Origin of the sequence: Streptomyces zhaozhouensis, assembly GCF_900230195.1 — a bacterium.
Taxonomy (GTDB): domain Bacteria; phylum Actinomycetota; class Actinomycetes; order Streptomycetales; family Streptomycetaceae; genus Streptomyces; species Streptomyces zhaozhouensis.
Map to the genome: position 1 here is coordinate 1 of NZ_OCNE01000027.1, position 26,188 is coordinate 26,188.

At 72.1% G+C, this 26,188-nt stretch carries 29 protein-coding genes; 14 read left to right on the forward strand and 15 right to left on the reverse strand.

What is annotated here, in order from left to right; translation table 11 throughout:
- The first annotated feature begins 221 nt into the window (after window positions 1-221).
- From CRP51_RS26005 to CRP51_RS26015, 3 genes are read left to right on the forward strand one after another with little or no spacing between them, the layout of a single operon-like run.
- Window positions 222-1,079, forward strand: coding sequence for a polyphosphate polymerase domain-containing protein (locus tag CRP51_RS26005; RefSeq protein ID WP_097233795.1), 858 nt, complete (start codon window positions 222-224; stop codon window positions 1,077-1,079).
- A 34-nt stretch (window positions 1,080-1,113) separates the two neighbouring features.
- The gene (locus CRP51_RS26010) at window positions 1,114-1,800 is read left to right on the forward strand and encodes a DUF4956 domain-containing protein (RefSeq protein ID WP_097233796.1); all 687 of its coding nucleotides are present in this window, start codon (window positions 1,114-1,116) and stop codon (window positions 1,798-1,800) included.
- An 8-nt stretch (window positions 1,801-1,808) separates the two neighbouring features.
- Window positions 1,809-3,506, forward strand: coding sequence for a CotH kinase family protein (locus tag CRP51_RS26015; RefSeq protein ID WP_212616005.1), 1,698 nt, complete (start codon window positions 1,809-1,811; stop codon window positions 3,504-3,506).
- A 26-nt stretch (window positions 3,507-3,532) separates the two neighbouring features.
- Here the strand turns inward: CRP51_RS26015 and CRP51_RS26020 are convergent, their stop codons facing one another.
- Window positions 3,533-5,077: a sensor histidine kinase gene (locus CRP51_RS26020; RefSeq protein WP_097233797.1), complete on the reverse strand. Its 1,545-nt coding sequence runs from the start codon at window positions 5,075-5,077 to the stop codon at window positions 3,533-3,535.
- Complete coding sequence (locus tag CRP51_RS26025) at window positions 5,074-5,826, reverse strand: response regulator transcription factor (RefSeq protein ID WP_097233798.1); 753 nt, start codon at window positions 5,824-5,826, stop codon at window positions 5,074-5,076. The genes CRP51_RS26020 and CRP51_RS26025 overlap by 4 nt, the downstream gene beginning before the upstream one ends.
- A 154-nt stretch (window positions 5,827-5,980) precedes the next feature.
- Here CRP51_RS26025 and CRP51_RS26030 point away from each other — a divergent pair, with 154 nt between their 5' ends.
- From CRP51_RS26030 to CRP51_RS26045, 4 genes are all read left to right on the forward strand, one after another.
- On the forward strand, window positions 5,981-6,628 hold the full coding sequence (locus tag CRP51_RS26030) for a dihydrofolate reductase family protein (RefSeq protein WP_097233799.1): 648 nt from the start codon (window positions 5,981-5,983) through the stop codon (window positions 6,626-6,628).
- A gap of 228 nt (window positions 6,629-6,856) precedes the next feature.
- On the forward strand, window positions 6,857-8,059 hold the full coding sequence (locus CRP51_RS26035; protein WP_097233800.1) for an RtcB family protein: 1,203 nt from the start codon (window positions 6,857-6,859) through the stop codon (window positions 8,057-8,059).
- 130 nt (window positions 8,060-8,189) lie between these two features.
- Entirely contained in the window at window positions 8,190-8,360 is a 171-nt protein-coding gene (locus CRP51_RS26040; RefSeq protein WP_097233801.1) for a hydrophobic protein, read from the forward strand.
- A gap of 333 nt (window positions 8,361-8,693) precedes the next feature.
- Entirely contained in the window at window positions 8,694-8,864 is a 171-nt protein-coding gene (locus tag CRP51_RS26045; protein ID WP_097233802.1) for a hydrophobic protein, read from the forward strand.
- A 39-nt stretch (window positions 8,865-8,903) separates the two neighbouring features.
- Here the strand turns inward: CRP51_RS26045 and CRP51_RS26050 are convergent, their stop codons facing one another.
- From CRP51_RS26050 to CRP51_RS26070, 5 genes are all read right to left on the reverse strand, one after another.
- Window positions 8,904-9,152 carry a helix-turn-helix domain-containing protein gene (locus CRP51_RS26050; RefSeq protein ID WP_097233803.1) on the reverse strand — a complete coding sequence of 83 codons (249 nt, stop codon included), beginning with the start codon at window positions 9,150-9,152 and terminating at the stop codon, window positions 8,904-8,906.
- A complete protein-coding gene (locus CRP51_RS26055; RefSeq protein ID WP_097233804.1) occupies window positions 9,152-9,697 on the reverse strand; it encodes a DUF2975 domain-containing protein in 546 nt (181 codons plus the stop codon). Before CRP51_RS26055 ends, CRP51_RS26050 begins: the two co-directional genes overlap by 1 nt.
- 392 nt (window positions 9,698-10,089) lie before the next feature.
- Entirely contained in the window at window positions 10,090-10,743 is a 654-nt protein-coding gene (locus tag CRP51_RS26060) for a GNAT family N-acetyltransferase (RefSeq protein WP_097233805.1), read from the reverse strand.
- Between the two features lie 19 nt (window positions 10,744-10,762).
- Window positions 10,763-10,969, reverse strand: coding sequence for a DUF397 domain-containing protein (locus tag CRP51_RS26065; protein WP_097233854.1), 207 nt, complete (start codon window positions 10,967-10,969; stop codon window positions 10,763-10,765).
- A gap of 11 nt (window positions 10,970-10,980) precedes the next feature.
- Window positions 10,981-11,811 (reverse strand): helix-turn-helix domain-containing protein, encoded by an 831-nt coding sequence (locus tag CRP51_RS26070; protein ID WP_170970681.1) that lies wholly within the window; start codon window positions 11,809-11,811, stop codon window positions 10,981-10,983.
- 249 nt (window positions 11,812-12,060) lie between these two features.
- On the opposite strand from CRP51_RS26070, the gene CRP51_RS26075 reads away from it, so the two are divergent.
- The 3 genes from CRP51_RS26075 to CRP51_RS26085 all read left to right on the forward strand — a co-directional run bounded on the left by CRP51_RS26075 (window position 12,061) and on the right by CRP51_RS26085 (window position 13,786).
- Complete coding sequence (locus CRP51_RS26075) at window positions 12,061-12,546, forward strand: ATP-binding protein (protein ID WP_097233807.1); 486 nt, start codon at window positions 12,061-12,063, stop codon at window positions 12,544-12,546.
- Between the two features lie 397 nt (window positions 12,547-12,943).
- Window positions 12,944-13,288, forward strand: a complete 345-nt coding sequence (locus CRP51_RS26080; RefSeq protein ID WP_141514663.1) for a DUF7848 domain-containing protein — start codon at window positions 12,944-12,946, stop codon at window positions 13,286-13,288.
- 39 nt (window positions 13,289-13,327) lie between these two features.
- Window positions 13,328-13,786: an NUDIX domain-containing protein gene (locus CRP51_RS26085; RefSeq protein ID WP_097233809.1), complete on the forward strand. Its 459-nt coding sequence runs from the start codon at window positions 13,328-13,330 to the stop codon at window positions 13,784-13,786.
- Between the two features lie 567 nt (window positions 13,787-14,353).
- On the opposite strand, the gene CRP51_RS26090 is transcribed toward CRP51_RS26085, so the two are convergent.
- Entirely contained in the window at window positions 14,354-15,109 is a 756-nt protein-coding gene (locus CRP51_RS26090; RefSeq protein WP_097233810.1) for an SDR family NAD(P)-dependent oxidoreductase, read from the reverse strand.
- A 151-nt stretch (window positions 15,110-15,260) separates the two neighbouring features.
- Between CRP51_RS26090 and CRP51_RS26095 the strand changes: the two genes are divergently transcribed.
- From CRP51_RS26095 to CRP51_RS26105, 3 genes are all read left to right on the forward strand, one after another.
- Window positions 15,261-15,881 carry a TetR/AcrR family transcriptional regulator gene (locus tag CRP51_RS26095; protein WP_097233811.1) on the forward strand — a complete coding sequence of 207 codons (621 nt, stop codon included), beginning with the start codon at window positions 15,261-15,263 and terminating at the stop codon, window positions 15,879-15,881.
- Between the two features lie 156 nt (window positions 15,882-16,037).
- A complete protein-coding gene (locus tag CRP51_RS26100; RefSeq protein WP_141514664.1) occupies window positions 16,038-16,424 on the forward strand; it encodes an effector-associated constant component EACC1 in 387 nt (128 codons plus the stop codon).
- The gene (locus CRP51_RS26105; RefSeq protein ID WP_097233813.1) at window positions 16,424-17,656 is read left to right on the forward strand and encodes a caspase, EACC1-associated type; all 1,233 of its coding nucleotides are present in this window, start codon (window positions 16,424-16,426) and stop codon (window positions 17,654-17,656) included. The genes CRP51_RS26100 and CRP51_RS26105 overlap by 1 nt, the downstream gene beginning before the upstream one ends.
- Window positions 17,657-17,707: 51 nt before the next feature.
- Here CRP51_RS26105 and CRP51_RS26110 read toward each other — a convergent pair whose 3' ends face one another.
- From CRP51_RS26110 to CRP51_RS26130, 5 genes are all read right to left on the reverse strand, one after another.
- Entirely contained in the window at window positions 17,708-19,255 is a 1,548-nt protein-coding gene (locus CRP51_RS26110; protein WP_170970682.1) for a polyamine aminopropyltransferase, read from the reverse strand.
- Entirely contained in the window at window positions 19,252-19,689 is a 438-nt protein-coding gene (locus tag CRP51_RS26115; RefSeq protein ID WP_097233815.1) for a DUF350 domain-containing protein, read from the reverse strand. Before CRP51_RS26115 ends, CRP51_RS26110 begins: the two co-directional genes overlap by 4 nt.
- 178 nt (window positions 19,690-19,867) lie before the next feature.
- Window positions 19,868-20,287, reverse strand: a complete 420-nt coding sequence (locus CRP51_RS26120; protein WP_170970683.1) for a DUF4247 domain-containing protein — start codon at window positions 20,285-20,287, stop codon at window positions 19,868-19,870.
- Window positions 20,284-20,784 carry a DUF2617 family protein gene (locus CRP51_RS26125; protein ID WP_097233817.1) on the reverse strand — a complete coding sequence of 167 codons (501 nt, stop codon included), beginning with the start codon at window positions 20,782-20,784 and terminating at the stop codon, window positions 20,284-20,286. Before CRP51_RS26125 ends, CRP51_RS26120 begins: the two co-directional genes overlap by 4 nt.
- Window positions 20,781-21,410 carry a DUF4178 domain-containing protein gene (locus tag CRP51_RS26130; RefSeq protein ID WP_097233818.1) on the reverse strand — a complete coding sequence of 210 codons (630 nt, stop codon included), beginning with the start codon at window positions 21,408-21,410 and terminating at the stop codon, window positions 20,781-20,783. Before CRP51_RS26130 ends, CRP51_RS26125 begins: the two co-directional genes overlap by 4 nt.
- A gap of 485 nt (window positions 21,411-21,895) precedes the next feature.
- Between CRP51_RS26130 and CRP51_RS26135 the strand changes: the two genes are divergently transcribed.
- Window positions 21,896-22,888: an ArsR/SmtB family transcription factor gene (locus CRP51_RS26135; protein WP_097233819.1), complete on the forward strand. Its 993-nt coding sequence runs from the start codon at window positions 21,896-21,898 to the stop codon at window positions 22,886-22,888.
- On the opposite strand, the gene CRP51_RS26140 is transcribed toward CRP51_RS26135, so the two are convergent.
- Together CRP51_RS26140 and CRP51_RS26145 are read right to left on the reverse strand one after the other, a co-directional pair.
- Window positions 22,867-23,778 (reverse strand): oxidoreductase, encoded by a 912-nt coding sequence (locus CRP51_RS26140; RefSeq protein WP_097233820.1) that lies wholly within the window; start codon window positions 23,776-23,778, stop codon window positions 22,867-22,869. The two genes, CRP51_RS26135 and CRP51_RS26140, sit on opposite strands and share 22 nt — an antisense overlap.
- Window positions 23,779-23,854: 76 nt before the next feature.
- On the reverse strand, window positions 23,855-26,161 hold the full coding sequence (locus CRP51_RS26145) for a beta-xylosidase/alpha-l-arabinosidase (RefSeq protein WP_097233821.1): 2,307 nt from the start codon (window positions 26,159-26,161) through the stop codon (window positions 23,855-23,857).
- Window positions 26,162-26,188: the final 27 nt, after the last annotated feature.

A 26,188-nucleotide genomic window follows, 5' to 3' on the forward strand; every position in this document is an offset into this window, starting at 1 on the left:
CCCGGACCCGCCCCCGCCCCTCCACGAACACCCCTCGTAGAGGACCAACGACCTGTGCCACCCCTCACACACCCAGGACCCCCACCCCCACCCGGGGCCAGCGACTGACCGCCGAGCGTGGCGGCTTCGGGGGCTCCCAGCGTTCTCTCAGGTAACTCTGCGGGTTCTCCCATCTCCATGGCGTTCCCTTCTCCCTGTCGCCACTGGAGAAGGGAACGTTCATGGCATTGACGGCAACCGGCCACGCGCCGCACGCCTTCAACCGCTACGAGCTGAAGTACCTGGTACCGGCCGCCGGTGTGGCGGAGATCCGTCGGGAGGTGGCCGCCCGGATGCGCCCGGACGGCAACGCCGGGCCCAACGGCTACGGGGTGTGGAGCCTCTACTACGACACGACCGGGCTCCGCTTCTACTGGGAGAAGATCGAGGGGCTGCGCTTCCGCCGCAAGCTCCGCATCCGCCGCTACGGCGAGCCCGGCGCCGATCCGGGCGCCGGGCCGGGCGCCGACGACCTGCCCGTCTCGCTGGAGATCAAGCAGCGGGTGAACCGCGTCACCCAGAAGCGCCGGGTGCTGCTCCCCTACGCGGCGGCCAGGGAACTCTGCGACGGCCGGCAGCGGATCGTGCCACCCGACGCGGGCCGCGCCGACGTCGACCGGGCGTTCGTCGACGAGGTGCTCGAACTGGTCACCCGGCTCGACCTGCGGCCCACCGCCATCACCGGTTACCGGCGCGAGCCCTACGTGGGCGTCGACTCCGACATGGGGCTGCGCGTCACCTTCGACCACCGGGTCCGGGGGCGGGACCACGACCTGAACCTGTGCGCCGAGGCGCAGAACCGCTCGATCATCAGCCCGCACCTGGTGGTGATGGAGGTCAAGGCCAACGAGCGGGCGCCGTACTGGATCACCGATCTCGCCGCCCGGCACGACCTCCAGGTGCGGCGCATCTCCAAGTACTGCCAGAGCGTCGAGGCGTTCGGCCGTGCGCCACGCTCCGTCTTCCACGCGCCGGAGACCGAGGACGCGCCCCTGGCCGCCCCCGCCACCGGCGACGCCGCCGAGCGGCAGCCCGCCTGAACCCCCGTATCCCACCGTCTCTCTGAGGAACCCCATGGATCTCGACTTCGGCATCACCGACCTGTCCGGCACGTTCAGCGTGCTGGACGTGACACTCGCGCTCTCCCTCGCCTTCGTGGCCAGCGTGGTCGTCGCCTGGACCTACCGAGCCACCCACCGCAACATCTCCTACAGCCAGAGCTATGTGCACACGCTGATCATCCTGGGGATGCTGATCGCGTTGATCATGCTGGTGGTCGGCTCCAACATCGCCCGCGCCTTCGCGCTGGTCGGCGCGCTCTCGGTGGTCAGGTTCCGCAACGCGATCAAGGAGACCAGGGACGTCGGCTTCATCTTCCTGGTGATGGCCGTCGGCATGGCCTGCGGCACCCGCTTCTACGCGTTGGCCGCCATCGCGACGCTGCTGATCTGCCTGGTCATCCTGCTCATGCACCGGTTCAACTGGTTTGCTCTGGAGGTCAAACGCCAACTGGTAAAGGTGCAGGTCCCCGCCGACGGGGAGGACCACGGGCCGACCGTCGAGGACGTGCTGCTGCGGCTGACCGACGAGCACGAGCTGATCAGCACCGAGTCCGTGCGCGGCGGCGCGCTGCTGGAACTGGCCTATACCGCGCGGCTGAAGAAGGAGGTCACCCCGGGGCAACTGGTCAGCTCCCTGCGGGAGTCCACGGCCGGCCAGAAGGCCGCCGTGCTGACCGGCTACGACCAGACCGACCTGTGACCCCGCCCGTGCGGGCCCAGGGGAGCCCCCGCCGCCGCCTCCGCCACCGGCTGCCCGTGCGGCTGCGCCGCCACTGGCCCACGCTCGGCGCGCTGTGCGCCACGGTGCTGGTGCTGTCGCTGCTGGTGGGCGCGGAACGGGTGCGGCCCTATGTCAGCTCGGAGTTGGTCGCCGACGAGACCGTCACGAACAACATCGAGGGCGAGGGCGACCTCTTCGACGACGGGGAACACGACATCGAGATCACGTTCAACGAGGACGAGTATGCCGACATGCTGCGCGTCTTCCGTGAGGAGGGCGAGAAGCAGTACATCAGGGCCGACATCGTCATCGACGGCACGGTGATCAACGACGTGGCGCTGCGGCTCAAGGGCAACTCCACGCTGATGCCGCTGCGCGGCGACGGCTTCGGGGGCGCCCCCGGGGTGCCGGTCGAGGGCGACGGCGAGCTTCCGAGCGGTGCTCGTCCCGCCCAGCGCGGCGAGTCGGCGGGCGCGGGGGAGGCGCAGGGGGACGGCTCGCTGTCGGAGGACGACCCCGAGACCCTGCCCTGGCTGATCAGCTTCGACGAGTTCCAGTCCGGCCGGGCCTACCAGGGGCGCACGGAGATCGCGTTGCGCCCCGGCACCACGGCCTCGGAGACGGCGCTCAACGAGGCGCTGGCGCTCTCCCTGACGGCGGACGACGGCCAGCCGACGCAGCAGTTCTCCTTCGCCTCGGTCGCGGTCAACGGCGGCGACTCCGCGCCCCGGCTGATGCTGGAGTCCCCGGACGAGCCCTGGGCGGCCGAGTTGGGCGAGGGCGTGCTCTACAAGGCGCGCGCCGGCGGATCGTTCGACTACCTCGGTGACGACCCCACCGACTACGAGGAGTCGTTCCGCCAGATCAACGGCCAGGGCAGCTATGACCTGACCCCGGTCATGCGACTGCTGCGCTTTGTCGACGAGGCGGACGACGAGGAGTTCGCCGCGCGGCTGGGCGAGTACGTGGACATCGACTCGTTCGCCCGCTACCTCGCCACCCAGGCGCTGTTCGCCAACTTCGACGGCATGAACGGGCCGGGGAACAACTACTACCTCTGGTACGACACCGAGGAGGAACGGTTCACCGTGCTCTCCTGGGACCTGAACCTCGCCTTCGGCGGCATGGGCGGCGCGGGCCTGGCCGCCCCCGTCGAGCTTCCGGGGGAGGCGGAACTCCCGGACGGCGGCGCGCTTCCCGACGAGGGAGAACTCCCGGACGGGGCGGGCCCGCCCGCCGAAATCCCCGAGGGGGGCGGGGGACCCGGCGGGGACTTCGGCGAGGGGCCAGGCAGGGACTTCGGCGAGGGGCGCGAAGGGGACTCCGGCGAGGGGCGCGAGAGGATGCGGATCGGGGGCGGAGGCAGCGCGGCGCTGATGGACCGCTTCCTCGGCCACGACGCGTTCAACGAGCTGTACGAGAACGCCTACGCGGAGCTGTGGCAGCGCTACGTGGGCGAATCCGACGGCGCCGACTCCGTGCGGGCGCTGCTGGACTCCCTGGCAGCCCGCGCCGAGAGCGCCGGGGACACCGAAGCCGACCGCGCGACCAGCGAGTTGGCCGAGCAGCTGGCCGAGACCCCGGAGGACCCGGACGAGACCCCGCTCGGCATGGGCGGCGGCTGGGGCCCGGCCGCACCCGAGGAGACCGACGTCCTCCCCGAAGGGGAGGCCCCGCCGGAGTGAGACCGACCGACCGGCCGACCTCGACCTCAGCCGAGGGGCAGCGCCACCGTGAACTCGGTGCCGCGCCCCTCGGCCGAGGCCACGGTCAACCGCCCGTCGTGGGCCGCGACGAACGCCGCGCTGATGGCCAGCCCGAGACCGGCGCCACTCCGCCCGCCCGGCGTGCCGGTGGCGCGGTAGAACCGGTCGAAGAGCCGGGGCAGCTCCGCCGCCGGGATGCCCGGCCCCTCGTCCCGCACGGTGAGCAGCGCCACCTCACCGACCCCGGCGGGCAACGTGCCCGCCCCCGGTCCCGCCGCCGCCGGCGGCCGGGGCGCGCGCCGCACCGCGACCGAGACCGGAGTGCCGGGCGGGGTGTGGTGGAGCGCGTTGCCCACCAGGTTTTCCAGTACCTGGCGCACCCGTTCACCGTCGGCCACCGCCAACACCGGTTCCGGCACGTCGAGTCCGATCGGTGTCTCCGGCGCCCGCACCCGGGCGGCCCGCGTCACCCGTTCCGCGATCTCGCCCAACTCGACGTCCCCCGGCTGGAGATGGGGCGTCTCGTCGAACCGGGAGAGGACCAGCAGGTTGTCCACCATGGCCCCCATCCGCTGCGCCTCCTCCTCGATGAGCGACATCCAGCGCTCCGTGCGCGGGTCCTCGGCGACCACACCCCGGTCCCGCCCCTGCCGGTGGAGCGCGGCGAACCCGACGATCGAGGACAGCGGCGTGCGCAGCTCGTGGGACGCGTCCGCCACGAAACGCTTCGTCGTCTCGGCGGAGCGGTCGCGCTCCCGCAGGGCCTGGGCGAGCTCGCCGAGCATCGTGTTGAGCGCGGCGCCCAGCCGGCCCGGCTCGGTCGCCGGGTCCAGGGCGGGCACCCGGCGGTCGAGGTCGCCTCCGGCGATGGCCCCGGCGGTCCGTTCGATCTCCCGCAGCGGCCGCAGTTGGAGCCGCACGATCGCCACCGCCCCGGCGCCCAGCACCACCAGCAGCGCCAGCCCCACCACCGTCTCGATGACCACCAGCCGGCCGAGGGTGTCGTCCACCTCGTCCAGCGACTGGGCCGTGACGTGCACACCGCCCTCCTCCCGGGGCAGCGCGAGCACCCGCCACGAGCCGTCGCCCCGCGTGCTCGGCGCGGTGAACGGCTCCCCGCGCGCGGCCAGCAGCTCCGCCACGCCCCACCCCGAGAGGTCGGGCAGCGCGTCGTCGTCCGGGGTGACCCCCACGACGCTCCGCACCCGCCCCGAGGCGTCCAGCTCCAGGCTGCGCAGCTCGGTCGGGAACGGCGGGGCCGTCCGGTCGGACTGGTCGAGCGGCGGGCGGTCCGGCGTCCCCGACCCCAGCGGCGCCGGCGGTTCCCACGGATCGGTCGGCGCCGGCAGGTCGACGCCGCTGCCCTCCGCCGGGCGCAGGCCGCCCAGCCGCCCGTCCACCTCGTCGATCATCGAGTGCCGCAGCAGCGTGGTACCGGCCGCGCCGAACGCGAAGAGCCCGACCGCCGTCAGACAGAGCAGCGCCACCGTCAACCGCGCGCCCAGTCCGCGCGGCCACAGCCGCCATCGCCCCGCCGCGTCCGGCGTCACCGCCGCTCCTCCTCCGCCAGCCGCAGACTGTAGCCGACGCCCCGGACGGTCTGGATCAGCGCGGGACCCGGCGACGCCGCGTGCACCTTGCGCCGCAGATAGCTGACGTAGGTCTCCACCACCCGGGTGTCGCAGGTCCCCCCGCCCCAGACCCGCTCCAGGATCTGGGACTTGCTGACCACCCGACCGGAGTTCAACAACAGGTAACGCAGCAACGAGAACTCGGTCGGCGACAGCCGCACCGGCCGCCCGCCGCGCCGCACCGCGTGCGCGTCCTCGTCCAGCTCCAGGTCCGCGTAGCGCAACGGCTCCCCGGCGCCGTCCCCCTCCCCGGGCTCCCCGGGGCCGCCCGCGCGCCGCAGGATCGCGCGCAGCCGGAAGACGACCTCCTCCAGGCTGAACGGCTTCGTCACATAGTCGTCCGCCCCCGCCCGGAACCCGGCCAGCCGGTCGTCCACCGTGTCCCTCGCGGTCAGGAACAACACCGGCAGCCCCGGCCGCACCCCCCGCAGATCCGCCACCAGCTCCAACCCACTGCGGTCCGGCAGCGTCACGTCCACCACCGCGATGTCCGGCACGAACGTCCCCACCGCGCCCACCGCGCCCCGCGCGTCGGGCGCCCCCCGGGTGGCGAACCCGCTCAACTCCAGTGAGGCGGTGAGCAGTTCCAGGATGTTCGGCTCATCCTCGACGATGAGCACCCGGGCCACCCCACCGGCGGCCCCCTCGGCTACGACACGCGGCTGCATGGAGCGACCCTGGCCCATGGGACGTAAAACCGCCGTTATGGTGCCGACGCCGTACCGGGTCGCCGGGCTCCGACCGGTTCCGGAGACACCGATGAGTTCCTCCGCCGCGGAGAGTCCTACCCCCGGTTGTCCGACAACACAGGAGGAGGAACAGGTGGCTCAGCTGCTGAGGGTCCAGAACTTCACCGTCTCCAGCGACGGGATCGCGGCCGGTGAGGACCAGAGTCTGGAGAGTCCCTTCGGCCGCGCCGTCGACCCGGCGCGACTGTTCGCCTGGGCCGGCGCCACCGCCAGCTGGCCCAATCGCACCGACCCCGGCGGAAGCAGGGGCCTGGACGACTACTTCACGCGGGACTTCGCGCGCAACATCGGCGCCGAGATCATGGGGCGCAACAAGTTCGGGCCGCAGCGCGGACCCTGGCAGGACCACGAGTGGCGCGGCTGGTGGGGTGACGAGCCGCCGTTCCACACCCCGGTGTTCGTCATGACGCACCACACGCGCCCCTCGTTCACGCTCTCCGACACCACGTTCCACTTCGTCGACGGCACCCCGGCCGCGGTCCTTGAGCGAGCGCGGGAGGCCGCGCGCGGCCAGGACGTCCGACTCGGCGGCGGGGTGACCACCGTTCGGGAGTTCCTCGACGCCGACCTCGTCGACACCATGCACGTGGCGGTCTCGCCGGTGAGGCTCGGTTCCGGACTACGGCTCTGGCAGTCGCCCGAGGAACTGCTCGACCGGTTCCACCTGGAGGTCGTGCCCAGCCCGAGCGGCATGACGCATCACCTGTTCTGGCGTAAGTGACCGGTGACCCCGGAGAGTTCACCCTTCGAGCGGGGCACGGCGGGGTTCGGCGGGGCACGGCGGGCACGGCGGGATACGGCGGGGTTCGGTCGGCGAGCGAAAACCCGTTGTACCCACCCCGCCCCCGCACGCGACCATGGACCCACCGCGCGTCGACAACGCCCGGCCGCCGCAGGGCGGTTGGGGCTGGCCGTGGCGTGCGTGACAGCGGACGACCGAGGGGGAGACATGGGATTCACCGAGCTGCCGGGGGACCGGGTACCGATCCGGATGTGGGCCGACCCCACGCAGGTGGAGGACAGCGCGATGCGGCAGCTGCGCAACGTCACCACGCTGCCGTGGGTCCGCGGGCTGGCCGTGATGCCGGACGTGCACTACGGCAAGGGGGCCACCGTCGGCTCGGTGATCGCCATGGAGGGGGCGGTCTGTCCGGCCGCCGTCGGGGTCGACATCGGCTGCGGCATGTCCGCCGTCCGCACCTCGCTCACCGCCGAGGACCTGCCGGGCGACCTGTCGCGGCTGCGTGCGCGCATCGAGCGGGCGATCCCGGTCGGGCGTGGGATGCACGACGAGCCGGTCGACCCGACGCGGCTGTACGACTACGGCTCCGGAACGGGCGCGCGCTGGGGGGACTTCTGGTCGCGGTTCGACGGGGTCGCGGACGCGGTCTCGTTCCGGCGCGAGCGGGCGACCAGGCAGATGGGGTCGCTCGGCTCGGGCAACCACTTCGTGGAGGTCTGCCTCGACACCGAGGGCCGGGTCTGGCTGATGCTGCACTCCGGTTCGCGGAACATCGGCAAGGAGCTGGCCGACCACCACATCGGCGTCGCCCAGAACCTCCCGCACAACCAGGGCCTGATCGACCGCGATCTCGCGGTCTTCGTGGCCGACACGCCGCAGATGGCGGCGTACCGGCACGATCTCTTCTGGGCGCAGGAGTACGCGCGGTACAACCGCGGCGTGATGATGGCGCTGCTCAAGGACGTGGTCCGGAAGGAGTTCGGAAAGGCCAAGCCCCGTTTCGAGCAGGAGATCTCCTGCCACCACAACTACGTGGCCGAGGAACGGTACGAGGGAATGGACCTGCTCGTCACCCGCAAGGGCGCGATCAGGGCCGGAGCGGGTGAGTACGGAATCGTGCCGGGTTCGATGGGGACGCGTTCCTACATCGTGCGGGGTCTGGGGAATCCGAGTTCCTTCCAGTCCGCCTCGCACGGCGCGGGCCGGCGGATGAGCCGGGCGGCGGCGAAGCGGCGGTTCACCGAACGGGACCTGGCGGATCAGACGAGGGGCGTCGAGTGCCGGAAGGACTCGGGGGTCGTCGACGAGATTCCCGCCGCCTACAAGCCGATCGAGCAGGTCATCGCGCGTCAGGGCGACCTGGTCGAGGTGACGGCCGAGCTGCGGCAGGTCGTCTGCGTCAAGGGCTGAGGCTTCCGCCGTTCGCGGGTCCCCGGGTCGCGTGACCCCGGGGACCCGTCGTCTCCCTCGTCATTTCCCGGCGACTCGGGGAATGTTCCGGGAGCGGTCGGGCAGCAGCGAAGTCAGGAGGTTGGTAACCATGGGCATGTTGTTGCTCGTTCTGCTTCTCGCTCTGCTGCTGTTCGGCCTGGGGTTCGCGTTCAAGGTGCTCTGGCTGCTCGCCGTGGTGGTGCTGGTCGTGTGGATCGTCGGCTTTCTGGTGCGCCCCGCGGGAACGGGCGGAAGCCGAGGCCGCTGGTACCGCTGGTAGCGGCCCCTCCTCCCCTTTCCCGTCCGTCTTTCGCTCTTCTGGCCACTTCACCGAGCCGCTCTTCTGAGCCACTTTTTGGGCCGCCTTTTTGAGTGTGCCCACCGCTCGTTCCAGGACCCGCTGCCGGCCCGGTGCCGGTGACACACCGGGCCGGCAGCGCCATTCTCGGCAGCGGGATTCTCTTTCGTGTGAGCGAATGAACGCACGCGGTGAGATCTGACGCGAATGCCTCACCCGGGTCGCCGTGGTCGAGATCCGGCCGCAACGTGGAAGAGACATTTCACGGGCGTCCCCGCGCTGAGCAGGGGACGCCGAGCGCTGGAGGTTTGATTCGTGGGTCCGATACTTCTCGTACTGCTTCTCGCTCTTATTTTCTTCGGCCTCGGGTTCGCGGTGGAGGCCCTGTGGTGGATCGCCGTGATCATCCTGATCATCTGGCTTCTCGGTTTCTTCATCCGCCCCGCCGGAGCGGGCGGCCAGCGGGGCCGCTGGTACCGCTGGTAGACGCGGGCGGACGGGCGGTCGGACCGGAGGGAACCCCCTTCAGTCGGGTGGGGCCTCCGCGTCGGGGAGTTCGGCGTCGTCAGTGGCGGGGACATAGCGCAGAAGATCGCCGGGTTGGCAGTCGAGAACCTCGCACAGGGCCTCAAGAGTGCTGAAGCGGACAGCTTTGGCGCGGCCGTTCTTCAGTACGGCGAGGTTGGCGGGGGAGATGCCGACATAGTCGGCGAGACGGCTGACGGTGAGTTTGCGCCTGGCCATCATGACGTCGATGTCGACGACGATCGGCATCAGACCAACCCTTTGAGTTCGTCGTGCATACGAGTGGCTTCGTCGTCGCGCTCGATGGCCTGGTGCAGCAGGGTGCGCAGCAGGAGCATGACCAGGGTCCCGGTGCCCGCCGCCAGGGCGGTCCCCCACGGGTAGAGGGTGAAGCTGAGCGGCACGGCGTCGCCGACGCGCACGGCGAGGAGGGCCAGCAGGACGGTCGCGCCGGCGAGCGCGCGGACGGTGACCGTGAGGTAGGGCAGCGAGGCGGAGCTGAGGGCTTCGCCGTTCTGGGCGAGCGTGACCACGCGCCAGACGCAGACGACGACGACCTGAACCAGCAGCAGGGCGGCGATGGTGTAGAGCGCCACCCCGGTGCCGTGCGTCCGCATGACGGAGGACACGAGGTCGTTGCCCTCCGTGACGGTCCCGTCGGGCGACACGGTGAGGCCGCCGCTCCGGTCGCGTTCGGTGTGCGCGAGGAACGCGGTCAGCGCTTGGATGCCCAGGGCGAGGGCGAACACCGCGACGAGGGCGGCGCGCAGGGCACGCGGGAGTAGGTGTGTCATCCGGACTCCATGATCTATCGATTAACGATAGAACTCTATCATTATTCGATAGCCCCTCTGGGTGGCCGGGTCGACGGCCCGGCCGGGCCCGGTCGGTTTCCGGTCGGCGCGACCCCAGGGGGCTTCTGCCGGGGGTGGGCGGCACGTGGGCGCTTCAACGACGAAGCCGCTCCGTACCGGAGGTACGGAGCGGCCATCGCCGGCGCGCGGGGTTCGTGATGTGGGGAACGTCCCCGCGCGTGCGGGGAGCAGTCGAAGCCGATCAGGTAGGACTCGCCGGGGACGGGGCCATCCCCGCACGTGCGGGGAGCAGGTGGTCTTGGACGGCGCCGCGCCCGCGCGGCGGGGAACACCCCCGCGCGTGCGGGGAGCAGAGTTCGTGAGCTGCGGGTTTATCCGCGGTGGAGGTGGATTTTACTTACTTTACCTTTGGTCTCCACGGTGCCTGCGTCGGAAGCGGACTCGTCGGTCGAACGCGGCCGTGCGTCCCCCGGCGTGGTGGGTGACACGCCCGCTCTCCACTCATGTTCCAGGATGGAGTGGGTCACGGAGTCGCGCCAGGTTCCGGCGACGTGGACGTGGTCGCGGATCGTGCCCTCCTCGACCATGCCGACGCGGCGCAGCAGCGCGGCGGACGCGTCGTTCTGCGGGGCGCGGGCTGCCCAGACGCGGTGGAGGCCCAGGTGGTCGAAGCCCAACGTCAGGAGCAGGGTGACCAGTTCGGTTCCCAGGCCGCGTCCCCACACCGACGGGTGGAGGGCGAACCCGATCTGGGCGGCGCGTTGTCCTTCGAGCGCCAGGCGGGCGTACCCGATCAACTGGCCGTCCGCCGCGCACACCGCCAGGGCGTACTCCGTGCGCGGTTGCGCGACGGCGGAGACCATCGAACGGGCGACGATTCCACCGACCTGCCCCCGGGTGCGCGGCTCGAACGAGAGGTGCCGGGTCGCCTCCGCGTTTCCGTAGAGGGCGTGAACGGCGTCCACGTCGTCCGTCGTCAACTCGCGCAGGGAGAGCCGGTCGGTGGAGAGGTCGATCGGGTACATGCCGTGGGGCGTGGTGCGGTCAGTCGGCGAAGGTGGAACGCTTGGCGGCGTCCACGAAGGCGTTCCACGCCGAGGTGGGGAAGGTGAACGCGCCGAGGGCGCGGTCCTTGCTGTCGCCGACGGCCACGAGGCCGTCGGCGGTGCGTTGGGTTTCGACGCAGCTGCCGCTGCCGCCGTTGGAGTAGGTCGACTTGCGCCACCTGGAGGTCGGCAGGTCGTATCGCATCGTCGTGTCCTTCACTTGCCGTCGAGCTCCGCAGCGATAGCGGAGATCAAGGTCATTGACTCCGGCGAGGATAGCGCCTGAGTGCGGAGGTGTTCAGCCGCGATTCGGTAGGGTTCCACGCTGGTTTCCTCCTCGACGAAGACCCGGCTGTCCTTCTGCTCCAGGAAGACGATGTCCATGTCCGCGGCCCCGCTGAAGGTGAAGTGGAGGAAGCTCCCGTCCAGACCCGCGTGCGCACCACGGGCGAACGGGATGACCTGGATGGCCAGGTGGGGCGGGTTGTTGATCTCGACCAGCCTGCGCAACTGCTCGGCCATGACCTCGGGACTTCCGACCTGGCGGCGGAGGATCGCCTCGTCCAACAGGCAGAGCAGGCGTGGCTTCTCGTCTTGGGTGAGCAACTGCTGGCGTTCCATGCGCACCTGGACGGCGTGGTCGACGGATGGGCTGTGCGGAGTTGGAAAGCCGCTGATGATGGCGCGGGCGTAGGCCTCGGTCTGGAGCAGTCCCGGAACCACCAGCGCTTCGTACTGGAAGATGGTGCTCGCGGTGGACTCCAGCTCGATCAGTTCGACGAGTTTCGGGGTCAGCACATCCTGTCGTTGCTGCCACCAGCCGCGTTGTTTGCTGTTCCGGTTGAGTTCGAGCAGCCCGTCGCGTAGCCGGCGGTCGGACACCTCGTAGAGGTCCAGGAGCGCGACCAGTTCGAGGCGGCTCAGCCCGGTCTTGCCGCCTTCGAGGCGACTGACCTTGGTGTCGCTGGTGTCCAGGGCCTCGGCTGCGTCCTGTTGCGACTTGCCGACCTGCTCACGCAGTCGGCGCAGCTCCAAGCCGAGCCTCATCCGACGGACCGTGCTGACCGCGCGTCCCATTTCTACCTCCCGTGACTTCGGTGAACGGGGCACAAGTCTGCCGCATCCCGCACCTGTTGGGGTATCAGAACACTTAGGCGAATCGCAAATCTGCGGTGAGCGGCTTGCGAAGCGTCGGGCGTTGGGCCACTCTGAGGGTGCTGACGCTGCGCGCCTGGCGAGTGACTAGTCGTTGCCCTCGTGCGCCCTCATCGAGCGTCGGCGTGTCCGGGAGGTGCCATGACGAATCCGTTGCGACCCGTTGTCGGCCACGGGGTGGCCGTACGAGCGAAACGTGGCTGGGCCTTACAAGTGCGCCCCGCCGAGATCGAGTTCTGGCGCCAGGCCGCAGGTCGGCTGATGGCTGACTGGGGTGCTTCCACGGCCGTGACCGATGTCGTTCGGCTCGGTGTCTCTGAGCTGCTGGCGAATGTCAGCCGCCATGTCGAGGATCAACGTTGCCGTCTCAGCGTCACTCGTGCGGGTGGTGATGTGCTGGTCGAGGTCGTCGACCGTTCCAACCAGCCTCCGCTGGTCGGGGAAGTGCCCGACTGGAACGCGGAGTCCGGGCGAGGGCTGTGGATGTTGCGCGAAATGGTCGACGACTTCGGCTACATGCCCAGGCCCTACGCCCTGCGGGTCGCCCGCCGAGGGACCGTGCTGCGCATGGGGAAGACCGTCTGGTTCTCGTGCAAAGCCGTCCTTCCGGAACGGGGCGTCGGGTGAACGCGCGGGCGCACGATGCGCGTTCGGGCCTGGGGCCTGCGGAGTGGGAGTTCCAGATACCGGTGCCGGGGTTGGTGGGTGCGGAGCAACGGGCGTGGGGTCCCTGTTGGTTCTGGTGTGGGCACCGGGTGGCGCCGGTGGTGTGGATCGGCTGCCTCACCTCGGAGGGCGCGACTGCCCCGCTGTATGCCTGCGACGGGTGTTTGCGGCAACTCGCGGCGATGGCCTGGGACTTCACTGATGCCGTGCGTGGGGCGCCACGCGGCTGTGACGGGCGGGCGTTGGAGCCGTACCGGCCGGCGGACGGTGCATGGATGCCCTGGGCCCGGCGGGGCCGTGGGCGGCCTCGGGCCCGCACCACGTTCGGCACCCGTTTCTGGCAGGGGGGCTGGCCGTCGTGAACGACATCGTGCGGGGGGCGGACCGGGTGTTGATCCAGGAGCGGGGGCCCGGGGTGCCGGGGGGCATCTACGGGGCGGAGTGCATGAGTTGCGAGGCGGTCTCTCCGTTGTTCGACGACGATTCGCTGCCGGTGGCGGTCTGGGCGCTCCAGCACTCGCAGGATCAGCCGGATCACACGTTGTTCCTGGCTCGGACGGAGCGCCACTGGCGTGTGGTCCCGCGTCCGGACGACCCCCAGCCGCCGTCGTCCCCCGGCCCGGGGTTCGCCGGTCCGGCGTTCGTCGGCCTGATGTGTCTGCTGACGGCCCTCTCGGGTCTGCTGCCCGCCCTGACCGCCTGACCACTTGAACCGAACCGACCTTGTGAGGAGAACCCCGCCATGCTGACGACGATCAACCGTTCCCCGATCCCCATCACCTTCCACGTCCTGGCCACCACCCAGACCAACCACGTGCTGATGGTGCGCGGGACGCGTGAGGACGGCCAGGAGGGGTGGGTGCTGCCGCACGGGCGGGTGCCTCAGGGGCGCTGCATCATTCTGGCCGCCCGCGAGGCGTTGCTGGAGGCCACCGGCTGCGACCGCACCCTGTCCGAAGTCCTCGCGGTCAGCCCCACCACGGATGACGCCGGGACGCTCAACGGCCTGACGTATGTGCTGGACGGCGGGGTCCTGCCCCAACTGCCCGCCAGGGAACCGAAGGAGGGCGCGGGCTGGGTCCCGCTGCGCGAGCTGTACGAGCCCCCGGCCCTCTACCAGTACGCCATCATCGCCACCGGCCAACGCCGCCGCCTCCCCCTCCTGATCAACACCGACCGCCCGGAGGCGGCCTTCATCTGACGGGGGAGGGGGAGGGGACGCGGGCCGCCCCGGCCGGGCTGGCCGGGCTGGCCGGGCCGATTTACACCCCCGGGCGTGCGAGGAGCAGCCGCGCCAGTTCCCTGACGATGTGGTCGGGCGGGGAACACCCCCGCGCGTGCGGGGAGCAGGCCCTGCCGACCGCGAACAGCCTGCGGTTCCAGGGAACATCCCCGCGCGTGCGGGGAGCAGGTCGGCTCAACTTCGTCGGGCTCGGGCCGCTGGGGAACACCCCCGCGCGTGCGGGGAGCAGAGTTCGTGACCTGCGGGTTCATCAGCGACAGTGGCCGATTTTACTTACTTTACCTTTGACTCCGAGGCAGCCGGGTTCGCGATACACGGGCCGGCGATCCCGAAGTGTCATCGCTTACTCCCCTTCCCCCTGACGGTCAGCGAACAACCCCGACCGCCTCCACCCTATTGGGCTGCCGCAGTTGGGCTGCCGCCTCGCCCGCCGAGCGCGCGCTCACCACGGCGGCGGCCCCGCGACCTCAACGGCCAATTGCTCCCGCCGGGCCGGGGCCCGGGAAGCCGCCGCGTGGGGGGCGGCTATGCCGCGTAGCCGCCGTCGATCCTCAGTACCGCGCCGGTGACGTAGGACGCCTGGGGGCTGGCGAGGAAGACGACGCCCGCGGCGATCTCCTCCGGCCTGCCGTAGCGGCCCATCGCCGTGGTCGGGAGGAACACGGCCGCGCCGGGGCCGTCGGCGGGGTTTGCTTCGGTGTCGACGAACCCGGGCTGGACGACGTTGACCGTGATGCCCCGGTGCGCCAGGTCGCGGGCCGCGCCCCGGCTGAAGCCCTCAAGGGCGGCCTTCGAGCCGGTGTAGTACGCCATCCCCTGGAAGCCCGCCCGATGGACCACGCCCGAGCTGATGTTGACGATCCGCCCGCCGTCGGGCAGCAGCGGCACCGCTGCCTGGACCCCGGCGAGCACGCTGGTGTAGTTGAGGGCGAGCTGCCGGTCGATGGTGGCCTGGTCCACCTGCTCGCCGAGGACGCCGCCACCGCCCACGGCCGCGTTGTTGACCAGTATGTCCAGCCTCCCGAACTGGTCAACCACGCGCCGGATCAGGTCCGCCGCCTGCTCCGCGTCCGCCTGGTCGGCCTGGAACGCCGCCGCGCGCACCCCCTTCGCCTCCAGTTCGGCGACCACGGCCTTGGCCCGGTCCGCCGAGGACGCGTAGCTGATCGCGACGTCGGCCCCCTCGTCGGCCAGCGCCAGCGCGGTCGCCGCCCCGATCCCGCGCGAGCCGCCGGTCACGATGGCCACCTTGTTGTCCAGCTTGTTGCCCGGCTTTCCCATGTGCTTCTTCCCGCTTCTCTCGATGCCGCGACCGCGTGCCGCGTACTGCGCGTTGCACGTCGCGTGTCGTGCGCCGCGCGTCGCGGAGTTCTTGACCGTTCGGTCCACCATATGGGTGGTGGACCGAACGGTCAAGAACTATCCTGTGGGTATGGCACGCCCACGCTCGTTCGACGAGAAGCAGGTACTGAACGCCGTCCGCGACCAGTTCTGGGACGCCGGATACGCCGCGACCTCGCTGGAGGACCTGATGCGGGTCAGCGGCCTGGGCAAGGGCAGCCTGTACGCGGCGTTCGGCGACAAGCGCCAGCTCTTCCTGCGGGCGCTGCACGGTTACACCGAGGAGATCCACGCGGAGCTGCGGGAAGTCCTCGCCGACGCCCCACGGGCCCTGGACGCGCTGCGGGCACTCCTCGAACCGCCGATCGACGCGTCGCCCGGGGCCGACGCCGGCGCCGTCACGCGGCGCGGCTGTCTGATGGCCAACAGCGCGTACGAACTCGGCAACGCCGATCCGGAGGTCCTCGCGCACGCCCACCGCACCTACGAGAAGTCGACCGCGCTGATCGGGGACTGCGTCGCCCGCGCCCAACGCGAGGGCGACCTGCCGGCTGGAGCGGACCCGGTCGCGCTGGCGCGCGCCCTCCTGGCCGCGCAGCAGGGGCTCGTGTTCATGAGCCGGACCGGGCTGGACGCGGAGGCCCTCACCGCCACGGCACGCTCGCTCGCCGCTCGACTCCTGCCGGACCAGGGGCAAGCGGGGAGCGGGTAGGCCCGGAGCCGGGGGCGCCCCTCCGGGAAGGGCGGCGGGGCGGCGCCCCGCGTGCGGAACGGAGGCAGCCGGGGCGAGCGGCACGCGGCGCCGCCCCGGTCGTGGCACCATCAAGGCGAGGCAGAGCAACCGGAGTTCGGGCACCTGGGGGTGGGCGTGCGGGTACGGATTCGCGTCGCGGCGGGGGAGGACGGGGCACGGGAGCTGGCGTCGCTCCGGCGTTGGCTGGAGGCCGAGGCCGGACTGCGGGGCACCGTCGACGTCGAGCGACGCCCGGTCGGCGCCGGGGAGATGGGGGCGCTGGCGGACACGCTGACGGTGGCGGTGGGGGCCGGCGGCGTGGTCACGGTGCTGGCGGGCTCGTTGTCCGGGTGGCTGCGGCAGCGCCGTTCCGACGTGCGGGTCGACATCACGGCGAGCGACGGCAGGCGCGTGTCGGTCACCGCGCGGCGGGTGCGGGACGCCCCCGCCCTGATCGAGAACGTGCTGGCCGCCGAGCGGGAGAGCCGGGACGGCGACGGGGCGCCGCGGGGAGCCGACTGATGGCCGGGCTTCCGGACCCGGCCGGGACCCGTGCCGTGCTGATCGGCGTCGGCGAGTACGAGCTGCTGCCCGGACTTCCCGGCGTCACCAACAACCTGTCCGCCCTGTACACGCTGTTCACGGCGCCGGATCTGCTCGGTCTGCCGGCCGACCACTGCACGGTGTTGGACGGCTCGGTCTCCCCGGACGAGATGGACCGGGCCGTCGCCTCGGCGGCGGCCGAGGCGACCGACACCCTGATCGTCTACTACGCCGGGCACGGCCTGGTCGACGAGTACGACGGGACCCTGCACCTCAGTGCGTACCGTACGGACCCGGCCCGGGTGCACGCGACCGCGGCCCCGTACGAATGGGTCCGCCGCAGCCTGCCGCGGGGGCCGGAACGACGCCTGGTCGTCCTCGACTGCTGCTTCAGCGGACGGGCGTTGAACAGCATGGCCGACGACGGGATCACGGCCATCACCGCGGCGGAGGGCACCGCCGTGCTCGCCGCCGCCCACGAGAACCGCGTGGCCGCCGCGCCGCCGGACGAGCCGCACACCGCGTTCACCGGGGAACTGGTCGAGCTGCTCTCACGCGGCATCCCCGGCGGCCCGGAACTGCTCGACCTGGCAACCCTCTTCGGCACCATGGAACGCGCCCTGCGGGCGAAGGGGCGGCCGGTGCCGCAGGGCGCGTTCCGGAACACGGCCAGGCAGCTGGCCCTCGGCCGCAACCGTGCCTGGGCGCCGCCGGACGTCGTGCTCCACCAGCCCCCGCGCGCCGGCGCGGCGCGCGGGGGCGAGGAGACGCGCGCCGTGCTGACCCTCAGCCAGGAGGTCTGCGACCAGATCGTCGCCCATGCCAGGGAGGAGCATCCCCGACTGGCCTGCGGCATGGTGGTGGGCCCGGCCGGCTCCGACCGCCCCGATCACCTGATCCGCATCACCAACGCGTCGCCCACGCCCGAGACGATGTGGGAGTTCGACGGCCTGGAGGCGGTCAGGGCGTACCAGCGCATGGAGAGGAACGGCGAGGATCTCGTCGTCGTCTACCATTCGCGTCCCGAGCCGGGGGCCTATCTGTCGAGGCTCGACGTCGCCTTTCTGGACGAGGACCGCACCGGCCGGCATCTCGTCATCGTCGCCATCCCGGACCCGGACCGCGTCGAACTGCGCTCCCACCGCGTCTCGGACACCCGGATCATGGAGGAAGCGGTGCGGGTGGTGCCGTCGCACGAGCGGAGTCCGTGAGCCGGGGCCCGTCGGCGGAACGCCCCGTCCACAACCGCCGGGACAACACACCTAGTTGTACTGCCACTCGTCCTTCCCGTACTCGATGATCACGGGCTCCATCAGGGTGTTCGGACGGATGCCTGGCGGGCGTTGGCGGTCCGGGGGGAAGACGCGGGACGCGGCGAGGACCTCGGGGGAGAGGTAGCGCTGGGGTGGGGCGTCGGGGGAGAGGACGAGGTCGGGCGCTTCGCCTCCCCGGGCGGCGAGGACGAAGCCCCAGTTGCCGAAGCTGGGGACGTCCACGTGGTAGGGCGTGGTGGACAGGCCGGCCTCGCGGAGGCTGGTCTCGATCGACCAGTAGCTGTTGGGGGCGAAGAACGGCGACCCGCTCTGGACGACGACCCGCGCGTCCGGCGCGAGGACGCGGGTGAGCATCGAGTAGAACTCGACCGAGTACAGCTTCGCCGTCGCCGTGTCCTCCGGGTCGGGGAAGTCGATCAGCACCGCGTCCCAGGGGCCGCGCGCGTCGCGGAGCCAGTTGAACGCGTCGTCGTGGACGACGTTCACCCGCTCGTCCTCGAACGAGCGGTCGTTGAGGTCGCGCAACGGCCCGAAGCCGTTGCCGAGATCGGTCATCGCCGGGTCCATCTCGACGAGGGTGACCTCCTCGACGTCCGGGTAGCGCAGGATCTCGCGCAGCGCCAGCCCGTCGCCGCCGCCCAGCACCAGCACCCGCCCGCGGGTCCCGGCGAGCGCCGGGTGGGTGAGGGCCTCGTGGTAGCGGTACTCGTCGACGGAGGAGAACTGGAGGTCGCCGTTGAGGAAGAGCCGCAGGTCGCTGCCGCCGGTGAAGGCGAACGAGCGGGTGACCACGATCTCCTGGTACGGGGTGCGTTCGGCCAGCAGGATCGGGTCGCGGTAGAGGCGTTGCCGCGCGGTCACCTCGATGTCCTCGGCGTACGCGTAGGCGCCGCCGAGCAGGGCGAGGATGACCGCCATGGTGGCGAGCAGCGAGGCGCGGACGAAGCGGCGCGTCTGCCGGCGGAAGATCCACAGCACCACGGCCATGCCGACCGCCGCGTTGACGGCGCCGACCACCAGCGCGCCCTTGAGCTGCCCGAACGTCGGCAGCAGCAGCAACGGGAAGCACAGCCCGCCGACCAGGGCGCCGAGGTAGTCGACGGCGAACATGTCGGCGACCGCGCCGCCGGCCTCCTGACGTTTGATGCGTTGGAGCATCGTCATCAGCAGCGGGATCTCCGCGCCGATCAGCACGCCGACGACGAACGCGACGACCACCATCGCCTCGGTGTAGATGCCGACCCAGGCGAAGAGGACGTACAGCAGCAGCACGGAGAAGCCGCCGACGAGCGCCAACAGCCCCTCGACCAGGGCGAAGGCGCCGACCGCGCGGGCCCGCAGCGGCTTGGCCGCCAGCGAGCCCACGCCCATGGCGAAGACCATCACGGACAGGACCAGTGAGGTCTGGAAGACGGTGTTGCCGATCAGATAGCCGCCGAGGGCGACGAGGGCCAGCTCGTAGACCAGCCCGCAGGCGGCACAGAGGAAGACCGTGAGGAGCAGCAGGAACCGCGCCAGCCGAGGGCGCGGGATCACGAGAGGGCCGCGCCGACCATCAGTGCCGTGCCGAGGTAGGTGGCGCCGTGCACCCAGGCGGCCGGGTGGGCCTGGCCGTCCCGGTCCTCGAACGCGACGGCGCCCATGCGTCCCGGCGCGAGCCAGCCGATGACGACGAAGACGAGGATCATCAGGGCGACGCCGACCAGCCCGTAGACGCCGGTGGAGACCAGGCCCCAGCCGAGACCGTCCTCGGACTCGCTGCTGCCGACGGCGCGCATCACGACCCAGCCGACGCCCAGCATCTGGCTGCCGAGGACGATGGCGCCGCCCCGGTTGCGGTCCCGCCAGACGACGCGGTCCAGCCGGCCAGGTGTGACGAGGTCGAGGGCGACGAACGCGACGGCCATCACGGCGAAGCCGACGAGGCCATAGAGGAGAGTCTCGCCGGCGGACTCGAAGATGTCCCCCATGGTCTACCTGCCTTCTGTGCGGTGCACTGCTCTGCGGATGGAAGTGGTTAGGTCGACGGAAGTGGTCTGGTCAACTGGTCTGGTCAACAGGTGTGGTCTGGTCAACTGGTGTGGTCAGGAGGGGAAAAGTGGTCTGGTCAACGGGTGCGGGCCCCGGGCGACGGGCCGCGTGTGCGGGTCACTTGCCGGTTCCGGGGCCGCCGCCGCGGAAGTTGTCGCTCTGCGAGGCGGACCAGCGGTGGCCGACGTGTGAGTGCCAGCGTTGGACACCCCTGCGGTACTCCTCGATCTCGATCCTGCTGCCGCGCGGCGCGTGGGGGCTGACCGCCACGATGTCGTCGTCGTAGCGCAGGAAGATCCGGTCTCCGTCGACGATCCGGTCCTCCGGCTTCGCCTTGTCGCGGATCTCGTCGGCCACGTCGCGCGGCCCGTCGGCGCTGTCGAGATAGGTGGCGGTGGCGGTGGTATCGCGCTGGTAGGTCTCGGCGATCCAGCCGCGCGGGGCGTCGGCGGAGCCGCCGCCGGAGCAGCCGACCAGCAGGAACGCGGTGGTCGCGACCAGGGCGACGCCGACGTGTCGGGGGCGGGGGTTCCTCACGGCATCTCCAGACGGGTCTCGGTCGCCACGACCTGGCCGGCCTGTGGATACACGTGCCAGGTGCGCCAGTTGACGACCCGGCCCGCGCGCCAGGTGAGCAGCCCGGTGAGGGCGTCGGGCGAGCCGGGGAAGGTGCCGTGCAGCGCGGCCGGCCGGTGGGCGAGGCGGGCACGCAACGCGGCGGCGCGGGCGCTGAGTTGGTCGGCGGGCAACGGCGTGACGGTGGAGTCGAACGCGTAGCGCCAGCCGTCGATGTCGCGGCGCACGGTGTGCGGCGGGCCCTCGCCCGGCTCGGCGGGCAGGCAGGCGAGGGTCTCGCTGACGGGCCCGGCGAGCACCTGGTGCGAGGCGCCGAGGAGGCGCAACTGAACGGTGAAGCCGTCGAGTTCCGCGTCGGTGACGGCGAGTGCCGGCCGGCGGGGGCCGGTCAGGGTGAAACGGAGCTGGTCGGCGCTGGTGTCGCGGTAGGGCGTGGCCAGGCGTATGCCGCCGCTCACGCGTCGCCGCCCGGGTAGATGGTCAGGGTGCCGCGCGGCACCCGTTCGCCGAGGGAGACCTCCCAGCGGCCGGGGCCGCCGGCGCCGGGGAACCGCTCGAAGGCGAGGCCCCGGCCGCCCGGTGCCTCGTAGTCCGCGTACTCGACGCGGCCGTCGGCGGCCAGGCCGGTGGTCCCCTCGGAGCGGTAGGCGGCGGTGCCGTGCTCACTCCGGACATAGGTGACGCCCTCGACGGTCAACGTCTTCCCGGCGGGCACGAGTGCGCCCTCGCCCCGGTACTCGGTCCAGAGCATGACCTCCAGGTCCGGGTCCTCCTCGACGGAGATCCAGCGGCGTCCCTCGCCGCCGCCGTCGGCGTCCATCGGGTCCAGGAAGTGTTCCGACCAGGTGAAGCCGCCCTCGGTCAGCCGCAACGAGCCGCGCACGAAGAGGCGTTGGCCCAGGTACTCGACCATGTCGCCGGCCTTCAGCTTCCTCGGGTCGCCGCCGGTCTCGGCGTCCGGCGCGAACGGGTCGCGTGGCGGGCGCGGCGCGGTGGCCCGCGGCCTGGCGCGGGCGCGCAGCACGACGGTGACGACGACGGCCGCGAGCGCGACCAGTCCGACGAAGGCCAGTACCAACCCCATGGAGCTTTTCCCCCGTTGACCATTTCCCCGGCAACCACCGGGATTCCCCCGGATGCGCCCCGATGCGCCCGGACGTGCGCAAGCGAGGCCCCATCGGGGCCGTTCGGCGCAGAGTATGGCACGAGATCCAGCCGGTATCCCGGGGTGGTGCGGGACTGTGTCCCGGTGATGACATTCGGCCGCGGCCGCACCGGCGCGGGCGTTGGGACCGGCCTCCGCCCGGGGGAGTCGTCGGCGCGCCGGGACACGAGGAAGGGGTCTTCCGCCCGGCGCGGCCAACGACTGGTCGCCGGCGCTGGTCAGGCGCCGTTTCCCCCGACCCGAGCGGGGCCGGATGGCCAAGGGTGGCCCCTGGGGCAACGTGGGGCCAGCGGCTTCGACGTAGGCTGAAACCGCCGGGTAGTAGCGAACAGCCGTGCTGCCGGGGGCCGGCGGACACCTTTCCGTTCCCCGCGGTCCGGCCTGGCTCAGGGGAGGCTTGGCCGATGACGCTCAGGGTGCGGTTCACGGGGGAGGATCTGGGGCGGGTCAGGCTGGCCGCCGGCGCCGACCCGATGTGGGAGACGGTGCTCAGCGTGCACCGGCTGCGGGACGGCCACGCGCCGCACGTCTACGGGGCGTGGCGGCGTTCGCTGCGGGCGGCGCAGGTGCCGGAGAGCCTGCGGGTGCTGATACCGGGGCGCGGCTACTTTCCGGACTTTCTCAACCCGGAGGAGTCGGCGTGGGGTTGGCGCGCGGCGTTGGACGCGGTGCGGGCGACGCCGGGGCGGCGGGTGGCCTCCGAGCTGTCGCGGCTGCCGAGGGGGCATGAGGAGCCGGGCTGGTTACGGGAGTTGGCCGCGGGGCGGCGGGGTGCGCTGGGCCGGCTCGCCGACGACCTGGACCGTTACCACCGGGTCGCGGTGGGCGGGCATCCGGTGTGGTCGACGGTGCGGGCGGCGGTGGACGCGGATCTGGCGGACCGCGCACGGAGGTTGGCCTCCGGCGGGGTGGACGCGCTGCTGTCCGGGCTGCGGCCCGCGATGCGGTGGGAGCCGCCCGTGCTGGAGGTGGACTATCCGGTCGACCGGGAGCTGCGGCTGGCGGGGCGCGGGCTGCTGCTGGTGCCGTCGTTCTTCTGCTGGCGGACGCCGGTGATGCTGGCCGATCCCGGGCTGCCGCCGGTGCTGGTCTATCCGGTGGCTCACGGCCCGATGGTCTCCGCCGACCGGGCGGCGCTGGGGCGGCTGTTGGGGGCGACCCGGGCGCGGGTGCTGGTCCGCGTGGCCGAGGGCGGCGCGACCACGGGGGAGTTGGCCAGAAGCATCGGCATCTCGTTGAGTTCGGCTTCCCAACACGCCCGCGTGTTACGGGAGTCGGGGCTGCTGTACTCGATGCGTCGCGGCAACGAGGTGCTGCACACGGTGACCCCGGCCGGCCGGACGCTGCTGCCGGCCGACGGCGTTCCCTGGGCGCGTCAGCCGCGCGGCGCCGGGTAGCGGACGCCGGTCAGCTCCTCGGAGACCTGCCACAGGCGGCGGGCGACCGCGTCGTTGAGCGTCCAGGGCGCGCGGAGGGTGGGGGCGCGCCGGCCGCGCACGGTGCCGGGGCCGGTGAACGAGTCGGGGGCGACGTCGGGCGCGGTGGCCGCGTAGAGGGTGGGCATGGCGCCGGCCTCCGCCGTACTGGCCAACGTCCGGTTGACCAGTCGCGCGGCGCGTTCCCTGGCCGGTTTCCGCCGCAGGCGGGCGGACTGGAGCGTCAGGTCGGTGTCGGCGTAGCCGGGGTGGACGGTGGCCGCCAGCAGGTCCACGTCGGCGGCGCGGCGCGCCAGCTCGCGGGTGAACAGCAGGTTGGCGGTCTTGGAACGGCCGTAGGCCAGCCAACGGCGATACGGGCGTTCGGTGTTGAGGTCGTTGATGTCGATGTTGCCCAGCAGGTGGAGCACGCTGGAGACGGTGACGACCCGGGCGCCCGGCGCCTTGCGCAGCGCCCCGTACAGCAGGCCGGTGAGGGCGAAGTGCCCCAGGTGGTTGACGCCGAACTGGCTTTCGAAGCCGTCGGCGGTGGTGGCGCGGGGGACGGCCATCACTCCCGCGTTGTTGACCAGCAGGTGGAGCGGGGCGTCGGCCCAGGTGCCGGCGAAGGCGCGGACCGAGGCGAGGTCGCCCAGGTCGAGCAGGCGCAGCTCGGCGCGGGCCTCCGGCACCTCGTCGAAGAGCCGGGAGAGCGCGGACTCGCCGCGCCGCTGGCTGCGGCAGGCGAGCACCACCCGGGCGCCGCGCCTGGCCAGCTCACGCGCGGTGACGTAGCCCAGCCCGCCGTTGGCGCCGGTGACCACCGAGGTGCGGCCCTTGAGATCGGGGATGTCCCGTGCGGTCCAACGCATGGACCCAGGGTAGGCCGCGCCCCGGCGGCCGGCGCACAGGTGACTGGCCGTCACCATGACGCGCCGGCCGCGAGGTTCACGGGGCGGTCGGGGGAGCGGGCAGCGGGGTGACGGTGGCAGGGCAGCGCAGCCGCCGGTCGTGGCCGAGCTCGCGCTCGGGTCCGGTGACCGTCAGCGGCAGGGCGTGCCGCAGGTCGCCGACGGACGCGCCGAGCCGCAGCTCCAGCGCCCCCGGCTCCACGATCCGCCGGCCTGGTGCCACGGTGTAGCCGGCGAGGTCGGCGTGGAAGGAGAGGTCGACCCGGGCCGAGGCGCCGGCGGCCAGCGGGACCCGCGCGTAGCCGACCAGCCGGTTGACGGGGCGGACGGTGCGCGCCACCGGGTCGTGCAGATACAGCTGGACGACCTCGGTGCCCTCGCGTGCGCCGGTGTTGGTGACGGTGACCGACACGGTGGTCCCGCCGTCGGTCGGCACGGTCGCCGCGCTCAGCGCCGGCTCGCTCCACGCGAAGGTGGTGTAGCTCAGCCCGTGGCCGAACGGGTAGAGCGCGGTCGGGTCGACGGCGCTGGCCTCCCCGGCCTGCGCCAGCGGCGGCGCGAGATAGCCGGCCGGCTGGCCGCCGGTGTCGCGGGGGACGCCCACCGGCAGCCGGCCGGCCGGGTTGACCCGCCCGGAGAGCACCCCGGCGACGGCACGCGCGCCCTCCTGTCCCGGCAGGAACGCCTGGACGACGCCGGCCAGCCGGTCGGCCCACCGGCCCAGCGCGTAGGGCCGCCCGGTGAGCGCGACCACCACGACCGGCACCTCGCCGGCCACCAGCTCGTCCAGCAACGCGCCCTGATCGTCGGGGAGTTCGAGGTCGCCCACGTCGCAGCCCTCGCCCGAGGTGCCGCGCCCGAAGAGCCCGGAGCGGTCCCCGACGACGGCCACGCACACGTCGGCGCCCGCCACGTCGGCGGCCGTCGCCGCCCTGGTCAGGCGGGTGTCCGGCAGCTCGTCCGCCAGGGCGGCGAACAGCGTCGGCACCTCCACGCCCAGTGGCAACTCCGGGTGGCTGATGCCGACATGGCGCGGGAAGGTGTAGCAGCCCAGGAGCGGCGCCACGTCGTCCGCCAGCGGTCCCGCCACCGCGATCCGCGCTTCGCCCGAAAGGGGCAGCGCCCCGCCGTCGTTGGCCAGCAGCACCACGGACTCCTCGGCCAGCGACCGGGCGACGGCACGCAGCGCGGGCGGGTCGAGGTCGACCCGCCCGCCGTCGCCGAGCGCCGCCGGGTCGGGGCGGTAGTCGGCGTCCAGCAGGCCGAGTTCGGCCTTCTGGGCGAGCACCCGCAGCACCGAGCGGTCCACCAGTTCCTCGGGCACCCGGCCCGCGCGCACCAGCTCCGCCAGCGGCGGCCCGTAGCAGCGCTGCGCCGGCAGCTCCACGTCGATGCCCGCGGCCAGTGCCACGGCCGCCGCCTCGCCGGGGGAGCCGGCCACGCCGTGGTTGACCTCGAGGAAGGAGACGCCGAAGTAGTCGGAGACCACCGTCCCCTCGAAGCCCCACTCCTCCCGCAACAGCCCGACCAGCAGCGCCTCGTCGGCGGAGGCGGGCACGCCGTCGATGTCGTTGTAGGCGGCCATCACCGAGCGTGCGCCGCCCTCCCGCAGCGCCATCTCGAACGGCGGCAGCAGCACGTCCGCCACCTCGCGCGGGCCCATGGAGACGGGCGCGTGGTTGCGGGCGGCGCGGGAGGCGGAGTAGCCGACGAAGTGCTTGAGGGTGGCGATGATCCCGGCCGACTCCAGGCCCCGCACATAGCCGGTGGCGACGGTCGCCACCAGATAGGGGTCCTCGCCGATGGTCTCCTCGGTGCGTCCCCAGCGCGGGTCCCTGCTGACGTCGAGTACCGGGGAAAGGCCCTGGTGGATGCCGACGGAACGCAGCGACTCGCCGATCAACTCCGCTGCCCGCTCGACCAGTTCGGGATGGAACGTGGCCCCCCAGGCCAGCGGGGTCGGCAGGATGGTGGCCTGCCAGGCGGTGAATCCCGTCAGACACTCCTCGTGCGCCACCGCCGGGATGCCGAACCGCCCGGCGGCCACGATCCGCCGCTGGTCCTCGGCCAGCAGCTTGGCCTTCTCCGTCGGGTCGACGGGCAACGTGCCGAACGGGCGCGTCAGTTGGCCGAGCCCGTGCGGCAGCAGCTCCGCGAGGTCGGGCTGGCCGGCGTTGATCTCGTGCTGGAGCGGGGCGACGTCGGCCTCGTCCGAGCCGCCGGCGTCCGACCCGGGCCAGAGACCGACCAGTTGGGCCAGCTTCTCCTCCAGCGTCAGCTCGCTCAGCAGCGCCCGCGCCCGGTCGAGGGGGGTGCGGGTGGCGTCGTGCCAGGGGTGGTTCATCGAACTCCTCGTTTCGGTGCGGGCGTC